This is a genomic window from Nostoc sp. (genome assembly GCF_036917675.1).
In the GTDB taxonomy this organism is placed as follows: domain Bacteria; phylum Cyanobacteriota; class Cyanobacteriia; order Cyanobacteriales; family Nostocaceae; genus Nostoc.
Genome location: NZ_JBALCT010000062.1, coordinates 1 through 13,242, shown reverse-complemented (window position 1 = coordinate 13,242; position 13,242 = coordinate 1). Strand labels below are relative to the sequence as shown.

Sequence of the window (13,242 nt, the reverse complement as noted above, 5' to 3'; positions counted from 1 at the left end):
CTACTAAAGTAATATTGCTTAAAATTTTGTCAAAAACGAAGGTGGAAAACACAATTTTGAGGTGAGCGATCGCTCACCTCAAAGCAAGCATCGCGTCATCAAAAAAAAGCATCACTTATTATGACCCTTAAGGAGCGTACAGTATTTAATTTAATACCCACTGACTGCATTAATTTGCAGCGTAACTACTATTGACAAAACTAATTTCATTTTAAACTGTCACAATTGGGGTAGGTAAGCAGAGATTTAGACAGTAAAATCTCATCCAAACCACCATAATTAACATTGTGGAAATTCAGGCATGAGTAATGGATGTGAATGGTACTATTACCCTGGTAGCCGAAACACCTACAGTTAATCCTGTGTGTTTCTGATTATCACTTACCTCAAGCCATGCTTATGACTAAAATAATTAAGATTTTTGCCGCAAATTCTCTAAAAGTTAAAAGGCAAAAGCAGCTAGGGCGTGGTTCCCCTTCTCGACAAAATGCGCCTCGGCGTTGGGAAAAGACCACGCTGGCTCAGTTTTTACGTTTGTCTTTGTACTTCCTCATCGCTTTGCTAGGCATCCTTGGTTCACCCGTGCTGGCAAAAGTTCCTGGCTCAATTAATTCCTCATCTCAACTACCAATTAACAGTCTGACATCGCTGACTCGGACTGTTGACCCCGCCTCACTACTACAACAGGGCAAAATTTTATACAATATCGGAAACTTTGCTAAGGCTGTAGAAGTGTTACAAGAGGCTGTACAAGCATATAAGCAGCAAGGGGAGAGCTTTAGACTGGCAGCGACACTGAGTAATCTTTCCCTAGCTTACCAGCAACTCGGTGCATGGAGTCAGGCACAGCAGGCAATTACAGAGAGCTTAAATTTGCTCAAAGGAGAGAATGAAAACGAAAATCTGCAAATATTTGCCCAATCACTGGATATTCAAGGTCGTCTCCAACTGACAATGGGAAAGGCCGAGGCGGCTTTAGCAACTTGGCAGCAGACGGAAAAAATTTACAAGGAACTAGATAATAAAAGTGGCGTGGTGCGATCGCTAATCAATCAAGCACAGGCGTGGCGAACCCAAGGATTTTATCCTCGGTCTGTCAAAACACTCGATCAGGTTAGTCAGACGTTAAAATCTCAACCAGATTCTATCGAAAAAACAGTAAGTTGGCGATCGCTCGGTGATGCCCTTTTGGTATTGGGCGATTTGGCAAAGTCACGTCAGGCGCTAGAAGAAAGTCTGAGGATTGCTCGAAATCTGCAATCAAGCGCTGATATTAGCGCTAGTCTGTTCAGCCTGGGGAATAATGCCCGTAAACAACAAGACAAAGCAAAGGCGATCGCCTATTATCAACAAACAGTCGCTCTATCTCCCTCACCCCTGACAAAAGTCCAAGCGCAACTGAATCACTTGAGCCTACTCATTGAAGATCAACAATGGGCAGGGGTTCAAACTCTCTTGCCGTTGATTGAGTCCCAACTTGACCAACTCCCCCTCAGCCGTGCTAGTATTTACGCTCAGGTTAACTTTGCACAAAGTCTAGAAAAAATCAATAGTAGTATATCAAAAACACCCGGTCAGAATTACTACTCAGGATTTAGCAAAAAAGACTCAGCAGTATTACTCGCCAACGCCATCGAGCAATCCCGCAGTTTAAAGGATAAGCGAGCAGAAGCGTATGCTTTGAAGAGTTTAGGCGGCTTGTACGAAGAAACCGGACAGTGGTCAGAGGCGCAAGAACTGACCCAGCAAGGATTAGCTTTGGCACAGAGCAGCAATGCACGAGAAATTAGCTATACCTTGGAGTGGCAGTTAGGTAGATTGCTCTCGCTACAAAAAGATATTAATGGGGCGATCGCGGCGTATGATGCTGCTGTAGAAACTCTCCAGTCTCTTCGCAAAGATTTAGTAGTCAATAAAGATGTAGTCAACCAGGATGTGCAATTTAACTTCCGGGACAGCGTAGAACCCATCTACCGACAGTCAGTAGAGTTACTGCTGAAATCCCAACAAGGAAAATCAGATGAAAAAATATTGGAGAAAGTCCGCCAGAGGATTGAAGCACTCCAATTAGCAGAATTAGACGACTTCTTCCGGGAAGCTTGCCTACAAGGTCAAAGAGTAGCCCTCGATCAAGTCGTAGACCAAGATAATCCCACCTCTGCCATCCTTTATCCGATTATTCTTGCTGACGAACTCCAGGTAATTGTCAAAATTCCCAAACAACCTCTGCAAAACTACACTACCCAGATTTCCCACACAGAAGTAGAGAAACTCTTAGTAGAACTGCGAAAAAATCTTGTCAATCCCACCGCTACCAAAGCTGTCCAAACCCAGGCGCAGCAAGTTTACAACTGGCTGCTCAAACCCATTGAGTCACAATTGCAAAAAAGTGGGGTAGATACCCTAGTATTCGTTCTGGATGGCGCGTTACGCAATTTACCAATGGCTGCTCTCTACGATGGTAAGCAATATTTGGTAGAGAAATATGCGATCGCTCTGAGCGTCGGTTTGCAACTCCTCGACCCCAAACCGCTAGTACAACAGCAGTTAAGAGCGCTAACCGCAGGATTAACTCAGCCACCGCCAGGGTTTTCCAATTTTGCACCATTGCTAGCAATCAAATCTGAATTCGAGGGCATTAGCAAAGCAGGAATCTCGACAACCAGCCTAATAGATGGAGATTTTAAGAAAAAGAATTTAGAGAGTAAAATTAGTGCTGCTTCATTCAACATAGTGCATTTAGCAACCCACGGTCAGTTTAGTTCCCGCCTTGAAGACACTTTTATTTTGGATTTCGATGGTGAGATAAATGTCAAGGATTTTGATACTCTCTTTCGCACTCAGGGTAAAACCGTAGTAGAGTTATTAGTTTTGAGTGCTTGCCAGACAGCAGCAGGAGATAGCCGTGCAACACTCGGTCTAGCAGGAGCAGCTGTCCGAGCTGGGGCACGCAGTACCATCGCCTCCCTGTGGCAGATTGATGATGAATCGACAGCAATGTTTGTTAGTGCCTTCTATCGAGAACTCAAGAGTGGCAAAATCTCCAAAGCCGAAGCTGTCCACCGTGCCCAACTACAACTGCTAAAACATCCTAACTACAAAGCACCAAGTTTTTGGTCTGCCTATGTGTTGATTGGCAATTGGTTGTAATTTGGAGACTAACGAAGATTCTTCTCAGTTCTACCAAGTAAGGGGAGCAAAAATCAAAGCTTCTCTCCCGTGCGCTCAATCAAGATTTAATTTGAAATATCAACATTTCTAGACGTATACCTATTAGACATCTCCAGAAATTAAATATGCGTTACCTAGAACCTTTGTAGAGACATAGCACTGCTACGTCTCTACATTCTTTTTCACTCCTATGTCTATTTGTGAAATAATCCTAATGTCCCTGCCTTTTTATGGGCTATGTGGGCAGGAATTAGCAATCGAACTTGGCAGTTAATTATAGCTATATTATTATTGAAGGCTTTTTTTGTTTTTTGTTGCTAGTTATTTTTAAATCGCTGTGGGTTTTTGACTTTTTCAGGGGCGGTTGCAACTTTTGTCCAAAGCCATTGACCAGTTTCAGCGTCAACAGCGTATCTCATAAACTAAAGTCGCCCATAAAGCTAAAAAGCTTAACGCAACGCCAGTTGCTACAATGGATAGTGTTAGGAACCTCCCCAACGCACTGGCTCTATTACGTGTATTTCAAAAATCAAATATGAGTCCTATACAGTTTCTTAATTCTTGAGCATTAAGAGAGACTGACCCTTTATGGAGTCTTCCAAATACTTCAAATTGTATTTCTGGGTGGGTATCCCTTTCAATGATAATGATATTGATTTGGCGTTCAAAAAACAGACTACTTATACTGGGTGGAAGTGATGAAAAACTGGTTTGGTTTAAATCTGGTAAACTTTCAAGACCTGAGAGTTTGAGACTTCCATTCATAAAGTTACCAAGAGTAGCGACTCTTTGAACTCCGTCAATTATTTCAAAGATTGTTTTGCCTGTCTCATTCCTGAATTTTTCTACTAAGAATAAAGGTGGAATTGGAATATCCATAAAAATAGATTCAATAAATCGGCACTGCTTTGCGTCGTCCCATACAAAAGTTCGCTGGTAATCTGGTATTAGGATTTTCTCATTCTTAAAGTCTTCCATTAAATCCCTGACTGTGCGAATTATTGTATTTTTAACAACTCTTACTTTTTTTAACTGTGTTAGAAAGTCATTTCCTACTGGCATATATTTTGTATTAGGTTTATTTCAAATTCCAACTTACGTAAATTAAATCTTACGTAGCAACCGTAAAATAGCTTAATTTTGCTCATTTATTAATATCAGTAAGTAAGTTGTTTCCACCAAAGTAGAATCTAGGATTGTATATTTGCATTACTGTCCAGTCTAGAAGCAGCTTTTACAGATTATCTCGTTCCCAGTCTCCGCCTCCCTTGCTGGCGGCAGAGCCGCAATGAGGTACAAATCAAGAACCCTACCCCCAACCCCCTCCCCGCTCTTCGAGAGGGGGCTATGATTTACTTTATTTGATTAGGAAAAGCTATAAGTTTTATCTCCCCTCTCCTTAGTAAGGAGAGGGGTTGGGGGTGAGGTTTTCATACTGGATTCAGCAATGCCGGATTTTTTATGCAGTACTCAATGATTTGTCTGCTGATGTTGCTGTGGTTGTTCTGAGACGACACCGATGCAATGTCACAAGGTGGCTTGACATCTTGCTTTTTAAGTTTCGTAGTCTGGCGGTGCGTTATGGCAATTAAGTTAAAAAATTGAGATTTATCGGAATATTTTCGATTTTAGATACCCTAGCGTTGCTTTTTCAACTCATTGCGTCTTATCTCTAAGCTTTCCGTCTTAAAATCACGATTTTTTTCTTAAAGTCACGATTTTTTCCTTAAAGTCACGATTTTTTTCTTAAAGTCACGATTTTTTCCTTAAAGTCATGATTTTTTTCTTAAAGTCATGATTTTTTTCTTAAAGTCACGATTTTTTTCTTAAAGTCACGATTTTTTCTAGGACTTACGCACTGTACAAATTTATTATCTTGTGCATCAACAAGAATACGTCGTTTCAGGCTTTTAGAAATCATCCTTTGATAAATAGCGTAGGCGTAGCCCAACCCAGGCATCGCCTAAAAAGTGTCGAAAAATCTAGGTTTAATGGCTGAAATCCATACTGCATATTTAGTTTTTCCTGTCAATGCGTAAGTCCTAACCAAACAAACATTCTCGCGTGATTATTTGGTAAGTTCCCCATTCACGTCCAAGACCTAAACCAATTTCCGGCATCCAGATTTTATCGCCTGGTTGTAAAATATATTCACCATTAACTAAGGTAAATTGGCTATATCGCTGATAGCGATCGTTGGTTACTCATAGCCCAATACAGTTCAGTTAAGGATAATTGTAGGTTGGGTTGAACATTCGTGTTACCCAACAAACCCTGCGTAGGTTGGGTTTCGTTCCTCAAACGCCACTTGCTTCAAGTCGGCAAACCCGCCCAACACAGTGGCTCCCCAACCTACGCTGGTTTTGGTTTTTGGCTCTAACCCAACCGTATTGACTCATAGCCCGTTCACCTAATGTTCGGGTTTTCAGTCGTTCCCACGAAGATTTCTGGTTTGTGGCAGATGCTGAGTTGACAAGAGGGAGGGAAAAACCAAAAACGATTATTTTCAAGAATGGTAACAGAGCAACTACTTAGTCTGCAATCTAAAATCTAAAAATCACTACGGCAATTAGCTGGTTTCTGCCACGAACTATGAAGCGTGGTTGTGGGCGCATCAGCCGTTAGTACAATCTGCTACATAAAAGCTAGACAAGTCTAGACATTTACTTCTTACTTCAGCAGTAAACTGCTATAGCTTTAGGTATAACCCGAAAATGAGCAGGTGTATAAGTAGTGATTTCACCATCTGTATTGATAGGGCGCGGTTTGCGAGTATACACCTCTATTTCTTCACCTTGAAGAGAACGTACACTCTGCCAATGTATATGTCGCCCTTGTCGCATCGCCGGAAGTAATAGTATAATCTGCCACCAATGTTTAATCTCTAAGCTATAAAGGTCTAGCCTTTGATCATCTATTGTGGCATCCTCAGCCACTGCCATACCACCGCCGTAATAGCGGCCGTTACCCACAGCAATTTGCACTGTTTTCACGCGAACTGATTCACCATTAATCACAATCTCCGCAGTAAAAGGTCTAGCTTCCCAAATCACTTGCAAGGCAGTGGCAGCATAAGCAAATATTCCCCAACGGCGTTTGACTTTTTTGGTAAGTCGTTCGGTAATTTTTACACTCAGTCCCAAACTGGCAACGTTAAAAAAGTGCTTGCCGTTCACCCAACCTAAGTCGATGCGGTGTAAATTTCCATAGGCAATAATTTTGCAAGCTTCGCTAAGGGAATTGGGGATTTCCAAAGTCCTCGCTAAATCGTTGGCAGTTCCCAGAGGTAAGATTCCCAAGGGCAACTGAGTATCAACTAAAGCATCTACTGCGGCATTGAGAGTCCCATCTCCTCCACCAATGATTACCAACTCAACTTGATGCTGATAACGAAATATAGCTTCAGCAAGATGTTTGGGGTCTTCTGTAGACTCTTCAATTAAATCAAAGCCGAATGTCTTCAGATATTGAATCGCTTCCGACAGACCTTTTTGCCCTTGGCGGGCATGACGATTTACTAACAGCAGTGCGCGGGAACTCATGGTTAGTACCTTTTGTAGTTGATATGTCCAATTATCCGCATCTATGTATTCTGCTTTAAGTTGACTATAAAAAAATCTTTAAGTTGTTATGACAGTTATCAAAAATTCATTTCGTCAATGCTTATTTTGTTGTTGTCACTAATTTTTAATTTATATTTTATCTAGTTTATCTCTATTAGTCCTCGGTGTGTGTTCAATCCACATATATACATCAGCTTGGGAACCTGAAGAGAAAGATTTTCCACTTGCCGGATCGTCAGCTTGCCAATAGATATTATTGTAGCAGTCAACCTTTTGCAAAAATTGTAATTCGTGAGGATCTGCTAGAAGTTTAAAGTAAGTCGTAAAAATCACTGAAAAATTATTAGCTATCGTATTTACTTTGCCGTTTAACCGGATTCATCCACACTTCTAAGCGACTAAACGCTTGTGAAAAAAGTAACGTCAAACATAAATAAATCACAGCTACACCCACGTAAATTTCAAAGGCGCGATAGTTATCGGCGATAATTAACTGTCCTTTACGTACCAATTCTTCAAAACCAATCACAGAAACTAAGCTTGTATCTTTCAACAAACTGATAAACTCATTACCTAAAGGTGGAATCATCCGCCGGAAAGCTTGGGGAAAAATTACATAACTCATTATTTGCACAGAACTCAAACCTAATGATTGTGCTGCTTCTGCTTGTCCTGGTTCAATCGATTGAATCCCAGCACGGACAACTTCGGCAATGTATGCAGCGCTATTCAAACTTAAGGCAATTACCCCAGCAGTTAGGCGATCAAAACTAAATGTCAAACCAAGTTCTTGCAAAATTGCTGGTAATCCAAAGTAAATCATAAAAATTTGTAGCAACAAAGGCGTTCCCCGGAAAAAATCCACATACGCCCTTGCCACCCAACGCACAGGTGCAACATGAGAAAGGCGTATAATTCCAATGAGGGAACCCCCAATTAAACCAAACACTACAGAAAGTATGGTCAATTGCAACGTTACCAAAGCTCCCTGTAATAAAGTCGGAAAAGCCTGCAAAATCACACCAATTGAAGTTAATATTTTAGGTGTACCAGCGTTAGTCTGATTCTCAAATGGTGATTTAACTGGTAATGATGGCGGTTGAGTTTTAAACCATTTTCGATAAATTTGGGAATAAGTACCATTTTTCAGCACCCTATCCAAACCGTTGTTTATTAATGCCAAATTCGGCGAATTTTTAGCTGTAGCAATCCCGTAAAACTCCTCCGTCAGCAATTGCTGTACTATTTTAATTCCCTTGAGATTACCCGTATTAATAGCATATAAAGTCACTGGAGCATCATTGATTACCGCATCCACATTACCATTGAACAATTCTTGCAGGGCTAGAGGTGCTGAATCAAAACTGCGAATTTGTACTCCAGGAATACTCTTAGCTTTTGCTGCCCCAGTTGTACCAATTTGTACTGCAATTTTTTTATTTTTGAGACTGTCAAAACCAGTAATATTTTGATTATCTGCACGGATGGCGATCGCTAACCCAGCCTTAAAATAAGGACGGGAAAAAGAAATCGTCTTCGCCCTCTCCTGTGTAATCGTGATCGAACTAATCGCCGCATCTACCGTTTTGGCTTGCAAAGCTGGGATAATTCCATCAAAAGGCAGACTTTGAAAATCAACTTTAAAGTTAGCAGAGGAAGCGATCGCATTCATCAAATCAATCGAAAAACCCTGTAACTCACCACCTTTTCCTTGAAATTCAAAAGGTGGAAACGCCGGTTCCGTAGCAATCCGCAGAGTTTTCCCCACACTAGGATTCACCCCACAGCCAACCAGTAACAAACAGCTAAAACTTATAACTAGAGATAAGCGCAGCCAACGGATAAAACTAAATTTAGCCATATTATTTTCTCTCCCTCTCTGCGCCCTCTGCGCCTCTGCGGTTCGTTCAAGTTATATCTTGCAACTGTCCAATGTCCCGCCAAGAAATAAATTTCTTGGCTAATAGCTAAAGTCTACTGAAGTAGACTAAAACCCAATACGCTTGGGTTAAGAAGAATAGTAGGTTGGTTTGAGCGTAAGCGTTACACAACAAAGCCTTGATAATGTTGGGTTTCGTTCCTCAACCCAACCTAGGCCAGTTTTAGTTTTTAGCCTTAACCCAAGTGTATTGGACTAAAACCCTTACTTAGTCTTCTTTAGAAGACTTTAGCTATTAGCCTCAGAATTCATTCTGAGGCGTTTTTTAGGACTGCTGCGCGTCTAGACTACAATCAACTGTAGAGCAGCTTGACACAGCCAATGAACAATACCACCCCCGCGATTATTTTTGACAATATCGAAAAAAACTTTGGTTCACTAAAAGTCCTCAAAGGAATCACAGGCGAAATCAACCGGGGAGAAGTCGTTGCAGTTATCGGTTCCTCCGGCTGTGGAAAAAGTACCCTACTACGGTGCTTCAACCGCCTAGAAACCATTGACAACGGGCGTTTAATAATCAACGGTATCAACTTATCCCGACCCACTGTTAACTATAGCCAACTCCGGCAACTACGAACACAAGTAGGTATGGTTTTCCAACAGTTCAACCTGTTTCCTCATCTCAGCGTCCTAGAAAATATGACACTTGCGCCGCGTAAAGTCTTGGGTAAAACACCGAAAGAAAGCGCCCAGCTAGCGAGATTATTTTTAGATAAAGTTGGCTTATTTGACAAAGCCTCTGCTTATCCCGAACAACTTTCTGGCGGACAAAAGCAACGAGTAGCGATCGCCCGTAGCTTATGTATGAATCCCCAAATCATGCTATTTGACGAACCCACCAGCGCCCTAGATCCCGAACTCGTCGGCGAAGTTCTGCAAGTGATGCAGCAATTGGCAGCAGAAGGGATGACAATGGTGGTTGTCACCCATGAAATGCAATTTGCGCGGGAAGTAGCCCATCAGGTGATATTTTTAGATCAAGGTATTGTCACAGAACAAGGTTCAGCCTATGAAGTTCTGACCAATCCCCAAAGCGATCGCCTACGTATTTTCCTCAGTCGCCTTAAAAAAATTCCTAATTCGTAATGACGCTCTCTGCGAGAGGCTACGCCAACGCGGACTCGCTACCGCTACGCTAGCTTCATACTCCATTAAGCAACGCCCGATTTGCTTAATTAGCTGTCTGATTCTAAAAGTTTGCCAAGGGATTCAACTGACTGCCGCCAGCCGCTTTCCATACCGCTTGCAACCATACCGTCATGGTCTTTTTGACTCATCGCGGTGCTGTGTGTGCGAATCTCAGTCGTATGCTCGTCAATCGCTGTAAACTCGGCTTTTTCTAGCATAACGCGTCCACGTTCTGGCATACCCAAGAATTCAAACGTCTGCACGATCCGTCTATTTTTGGCGACTTCGTGAAAACAGCCAGTAAACTCATATTCGTTACCGTCTTCTGATTGCTCGGCAACATGCCAGCTCCCGCCATCTTCACAGTTAAAGTGATACACTTTCATCGGATTACCGCGACACCACCAGTTCGTAAAGAGTTCTTCTTTGGTATACGCTTCAAATACCTTTTCTAAGGGAGCGTTGATTGTGACGATGCCCAAAATATTTTGTGAGTTTTCTGGGACTGTTACTTTCAAATGTGCCATACATTTATTCTCCTAAACTGTTACTTGTCTTCTATCAATTTTTCCAAAGAATCAAAGCGAGTACTCCAGACTTTTTCATACTCACTGAGATGTGCTGCGGCTACTTTGACAGTCCTTGGTGCAATACGAACAACTTTCTCCTTTCCTCTTCGCCGCTTAGTAACGAGTCCTGCTTTTTCAAGCACACTTACATGCTTTGCGATCGCCGCCAAAGACATGGCGTATGGTTCTGCCAATTCGCTTACAGTGTGTTCTCCTATCGATACACGCTTGAGAATCTCTCTCCGCGTCGCATCGGCGAGAGCACCAAAAATCATATCAAGAACAATACCTGAATCAACCATATGGTTGAATGATAGGCTACGGTACGAAACGTGTCAAGTACTCTGAGCATCTAATATTGGATATGGCTGGCTCGTTAGCGCTGCACAATAACTGGGCTGTCTGTTTAGGCTGTACGTAACCGTTCAACATCTCGCATCGGTGGCGCGCCGAACATACGGGAATATTCTCGGCTGAACTGTGAGGGACTTTCATATCCCACTTGGTAAGCCGCAGCGATCGCATCAAAATCTTCAGTCAGCATCAGGCGACGGGCTTCCAACAGTCTGAGCTGCTTTTGATATTGCAGCGGACTCATCGAGGTCACTTGCTTGAAATGCTGATGAAACGACGAAGTAGACATCTTGACCCGTCCTGCTAAATCCTCGATCCGCATTGGTTGGGTAAACTCAGCCTTGATCAGTTGAATCGCTGACGCAATGCGCTGCATACTGCTGCCAGATGTGGCAATTTGGCGCACGGCTTCACTTTGCTCACCGATCAGCAGACGGTAATAGAGTTCACGCAGCATTATCGGTGTCAGTATCGGGATGTCTTGCGGTGTCTCTAAAAGCTTGACCAGACGAAGGACACACTCGCTCAACGCCGCATCGGCGTTGCTAACCCCTAGACCTCGGACAGAGTTCTCTTGCTTGGCTGAACTAAAACTCATCTGGGCAACCAGATCACACAGTTGCACCACGTCTAAGATTAGCTTCAGCACTAAACACGGCTTGTCCGATGTGGACTCAACCACACGTCCACTCATCGGTAGAGCAACCGAATGGATTAGATATTGCCCTGCGCGATATGGATATGTTTCCTCACCCAGCAACACTTCTTTCTTGCCTTGAACCATGAAGTTGAGGCGGGGTTCATCCACACTGTAGATTGCGGCAGACATCGCATCGGAACGTGCAAAGCTCAACCGATCGATCGCAGTTGGATGAACACCATTGCCTTCGGTGCGCCTCATGACCAGTGTCGCTAGTTCTTGGCACTGATTCGCAATCCCGTCAGAAGTAGAAATTTCAATGGTCATGGTCGTGACTCGCTCAATGCCCTGCTCTTGACGATTATAGAACCACTGAAAGCGAATCGCTTTGGAGAATTAGGCAATCATCGGCGAGGTTTGTGTATTTCAAGAAAAGCTGTTCAAACTTATGCTGAACTCATGGAGACAGACAAGAGGAAGCGTTTGATCAGGAAAACCTACTGATGCAAAACACCCTTCAACAGGTGAAAGCAATGGCTGTGGACGAGTTCGGCAGCCCTGACAAGCTGACTTTGCACACCTTAAACGCTGGGCTGCGGTGCGGCTTGGCAATTTGCCGCAGCTTTTGATGAATGATCAGCCAATGCCATAACCATTGAATTCAATAGGGCAGAGGAAAATGAAAGCAATAGTAATCAAAGAATACGGCAATGATGACGTTCTAAATTATGCCGATGTCGAACGCCCGGAGCCGAAGGCGGACGAAGTTTTGGTGAAAGTTCACTTCGCGGGGGTTAATCCGGTTGACTGGAAAATCCGCAACGGTTTGGGCGAAAGGCTCGGTCTGAAACTACCCATCATGCTCGGCGGCGAGATTGCCGGAGCAATCGAAAGAGTCGGCAATGATGTCAGAGGTTTCAAAGCAGGTGATGCGGTTTACGGCATCATACACTCTGGAGGTTTTGCCGAATACGCGATCGCCAAAATAGGGGACATTGCGTCTAAACCTCAAAGTCTCGATTTCGAGAACGCGGCGGCGGTTCCACTCGGCGCGTTGACCGCATGGCAAGCGATTTTTGATTTAGCCCAGCTCAGCAGCGGGCAAAGAATTTTGATCACCGGCGCGTCGGGCGGAGTCGGTTCGCTGGCTGTTCAACTTGCCAAAGCAAAAGGCGCATACGTCATCGGTACGGCTTCGGGACGCAATGAAGAGTTCGTCAGAGATTTAGGCGCGGATGAGTTCGTTGATTACACGAAGCAAAACTTTGAAGAAGTTGTTAAAGACGTTGATGTCGTCTTCGATGCGGTCGGCGGCGACACGTTTGAAAGAGCGTTCCAAACTTTGAAAAAAGGCGGCTTTCTGGTAACGTCAGTGGAGTTTCCGTCCGAAGAAAAAGCGCAGGAATTTGATGTCAAGGCCGTGCGGGTCTACTGCAAGCCAAACGCGGAACAATTAGCTGCCATCAGCGCATTGGTTGACGAAGGCAGATTAAAAGCACACGTCGCAACCGTTCTGCCGCTCGTAGAAGTGAAAAAGGCATTCCAACTTTCCGAAAGCGGGCGCACACGCGGCAAAATTGTTTTGCAAATTGAGACATAGTTTTGAGACAACAGGCGCCGCAACGGCAACTCACCCAACCCCAGCCCAACGGGTCTGTTGAGCAGCGATGAAAAGTACTGACACGAGCGCAAAAACTTCGCCCGCTGCTCCAACAGAATTGTTATCTTGCTGGTACTCATACAATTTAGTGATGCACTTCTCATTGGCTCCATTTCGATGTCCTTGAACAAAATTCTGTCCCGCATTCCTCGTCCATGTAATCATGGGCTATCTTTAGGGAGAGGCAGGATCTACTAATAACTATTCAGGTTCGTTCT

Annotated in this window: 12 protein-coding genes and 1 pseudogene; 5 read left to right on the top strand and 8 right to left on the bottom strand. The window is 43.4% G+C overall.

Translation table 11 applies throughout. From position 1 onward, the window contains the following. Positions 1–393: 393 nt before the first annotated feature. Positions 394–3,150, top strand: a complete 2,757-nt coding sequence (locus V7K31_RS23635; protein WP_335097249.1) for a CHAT domain-containing protein — start codon at positions 394–396, stop codon at positions 3,148–3,150. A gap of 543 nt (positions 3,151–3,693) precedes the next feature. Here the strand turns inward: V7K31_RS23635 and V7K31_RS23630 are convergent. Beyond that, positions 3,694–4,233 carry a DUF262 domain-containing protein gene (locus tag V7K31_RS23630; RefSeq protein WP_335097248.1) on the bottom strand — a complete coding sequence of 180 codons (540 nt, stop codon included), beginning with the start codon at positions 4,231–4,233 and terminating at the stop codon, positions 3,694–3,696. Positions 4,234–4,592: 359 nt separating this feature from the next. Here V7K31_RS23630 and V7K31_RS23625 point away from each other — a divergent pair, with 359 nt between their 5' ends. Continuing rightward, positions 4,593–4,763 (top strand): hypothetical protein, encoded by a 171-nt coding sequence (locus tag V7K31_RS23625; protein ID WP_335097247.1) that lies wholly within the window; start codon positions 4,593–4,595, stop codon positions 4,761–4,763. A gap of 456 nt (positions 4,764–5,219) precedes the next feature. Here V7K31_RS23625 and V7K31_RS23620 read toward each other — a convergent pair. The 4 genes and pseudogenes from V7K31_RS23620 to V7K31_RS23605 form a co-directional block, all read right to left on the bottom strand. Continuing rightward, positions 5,220–5,336, bottom strand: a pseudogene (locus tag V7K31_RS23620) (Uma2 family endonuclease); the annotation flags it as partial. Between the two features lie 510 nt (positions 5,337–5,846). Continuing rightward, positions 5,847–6,713 (bottom strand): lipid kinase, encoded by an 867-nt coding sequence (locus tag V7K31_RS23615; protein ID WP_335097246.1) that lies wholly within the window; start codon positions 6,711–6,713, stop codon positions 5,847–5,849. A 150-nt stretch (positions 6,714–6,863) separates the two neighbouring features. Continuing rightward, the gene (locus tag V7K31_RS23610) at positions 6,864–7,067 is read right to left on the bottom strand and encodes a hypothetical protein (RefSeq protein ID WP_335097245.1); all 204 of its coding nucleotides are present in this window, start codon (positions 7,065–7,067) and stop codon (positions 6,864–6,866) included. 10 nt (positions 7,068–7,077) lie between these two features. Then, positions 7,078–8,595, bottom strand: coding sequence for an ABC transporter permease subunit (locus tag V7K31_RS23605; protein ID WP_335097244.1), 1,518 nt, complete (start codon positions 8,593–8,595; stop codon positions 7,078–7,080). A gap of 399 nt (positions 8,596–8,994) precedes the next feature. Between V7K31_RS23605 and V7K31_RS23600 the strand changes: the two genes are divergently transcribed. Further along, on the top strand, positions 8,995–9,759 hold the full coding sequence (locus V7K31_RS23600) for an amino acid ABC transporter ATP-binding protein (protein WP_335097243.1): 765 nt from the start codon (positions 8,995–8,997) through the stop codon (positions 9,757–9,759). An 89-nt stretch (positions 9,760–9,848) separates the two neighbouring features. Here V7K31_RS23600 and V7K31_RS23595 read toward each other — a convergent pair whose 3' ends face one another. The 3 genes from V7K31_RS23595 to V7K31_RS23585 form a co-directional block, all read right to left on the bottom strand. Next, a complete protein-coding gene (locus tag V7K31_RS23595) occupies positions 9,849–10,328 on the bottom strand; it encodes an SRPBCC domain-containing protein (protein ID WP_335097242.1) in 480 nt (159 codons plus the stop codon). Between the two features lie 20 nt (positions 10,329–10,348). After that, positions 10,349–10,645 carry an ArsR/SmtB family transcription factor gene (locus V7K31_RS23590; protein WP_335097241.1) on the bottom strand — a complete coding sequence of 99 codons (297 nt, stop codon included), beginning with the start codon at positions 10,643–10,645 and terminating at the stop codon, positions 10,349–10,351. 131 nt (positions 10,646–10,776) lie between these two features. Next, a complete protein-coding gene (locus V7K31_RS23585) occupies positions 10,777–11,691 on the bottom strand; it encodes an AraC family transcriptional regulator (protein ID WP_335097240.1) in 915 nt (304 codons plus the stop codon). 176 nt (positions 11,692–11,867) lie between these two features. Between V7K31_RS23585 and V7K31_RS23580 the strand changes: the two genes are divergently transcribed. Both V7K31_RS23580 and V7K31_RS23575 read left to right on the top strand, forming a co-directional pair. After that, positions 11,868–11,993, top strand: a complete 126-nt coding sequence (locus V7K31_RS23580) for a hypothetical protein (protein WP_335097239.1) — start codon at positions 11,868–11,870, stop codon at positions 11,991–11,993. A 50-nt stretch (positions 11,994–12,043) separates the two neighbouring features. Continuing rightward, positions 12,044–12,964, top strand: a complete 921-nt coding sequence (locus V7K31_RS23575) for an NADP-dependent oxidoreductase (RefSeq protein ID WP_335097238.1) — start codon at positions 12,044–12,046, stop codon at positions 12,962–12,964. The last annotated feature ends 278 nt before the right edge of the window (positions 12,965–13,242 follow it).

What these genes read in the sequence shown, in the direction of transcription:
- V7K31_RS23635 (WP_335097249.1), top strand. Translation starts at nt 394, where the DNA reads ATGCTTATGACTAAAATAATTAAGATTTTTGCCGCAAATTCTCTAAAA.
- V7K31_RS23630 (WP_335097248.1), bottom strand. Translation starts at nt 4,233, where the DNA reads ATGCCAGTAGGAAATGACTTTCTAACACAGTTAAAAAAAGTAAGAGTT.
- V7K31_RS23615 (WP_335097246.1), bottom strand. Translation starts at nt 6,713, where the DNA reads ATGAGTTCCCGCGCACTGCTGTTAGTAAATCGTCATGCCCGCCAAGGG.
- V7K31_RS23605 (WP_335097244.1), bottom strand. Translation starts at nt 8,595, where the DNA reads ATGGCTAAATTTAGTTTTATCCGTTGGCTGCGCTTATCTCTAGTTATA.
- V7K31_RS23600 (WP_335097243.1), top strand. Translation starts at nt 8,995, where the DNA reads ATGAACAATACCACCCCCGCGATTATTTTTGACAATATCGAAAAAAAC.
- V7K31_RS23595 (WP_335097242.1), bottom strand. Translation starts at nt 10,328, where the DNA reads ATGGCACATTTGAAAGTAACAGTCCCAGAAAACTCACAAAATATTTTG.
- V7K31_RS23590 (WP_335097241.1), bottom strand. Translation starts at nt 10,645, where the DNA reads ATGATTTTTGGTGCTCTCGCCGATGCGACGCGGAGAGAGATTCTCAAG.
- V7K31_RS23585 (WP_335097240.1), bottom strand. Translation starts at nt 11,691, where the DNA reads ATGACCATTGAAATTTCTACTTCTGACGGGATTGCGAATCAGTGCCAA.
- V7K31_RS23580 (WP_335097239.1), top strand. Translation starts at nt 11,868, where the DNA reads ATGCAAAACACCCTTCAACAGGTGAAAGCAATGGCTGTGGACGAGTTC.
- V7K31_RS23575 (WP_335097238.1), top strand. Translation starts at nt 12,044, where the DNA reads ATGAAAGCAATAGTAATCAAAGAATACGGCAATGATGACGTTCTAAAT.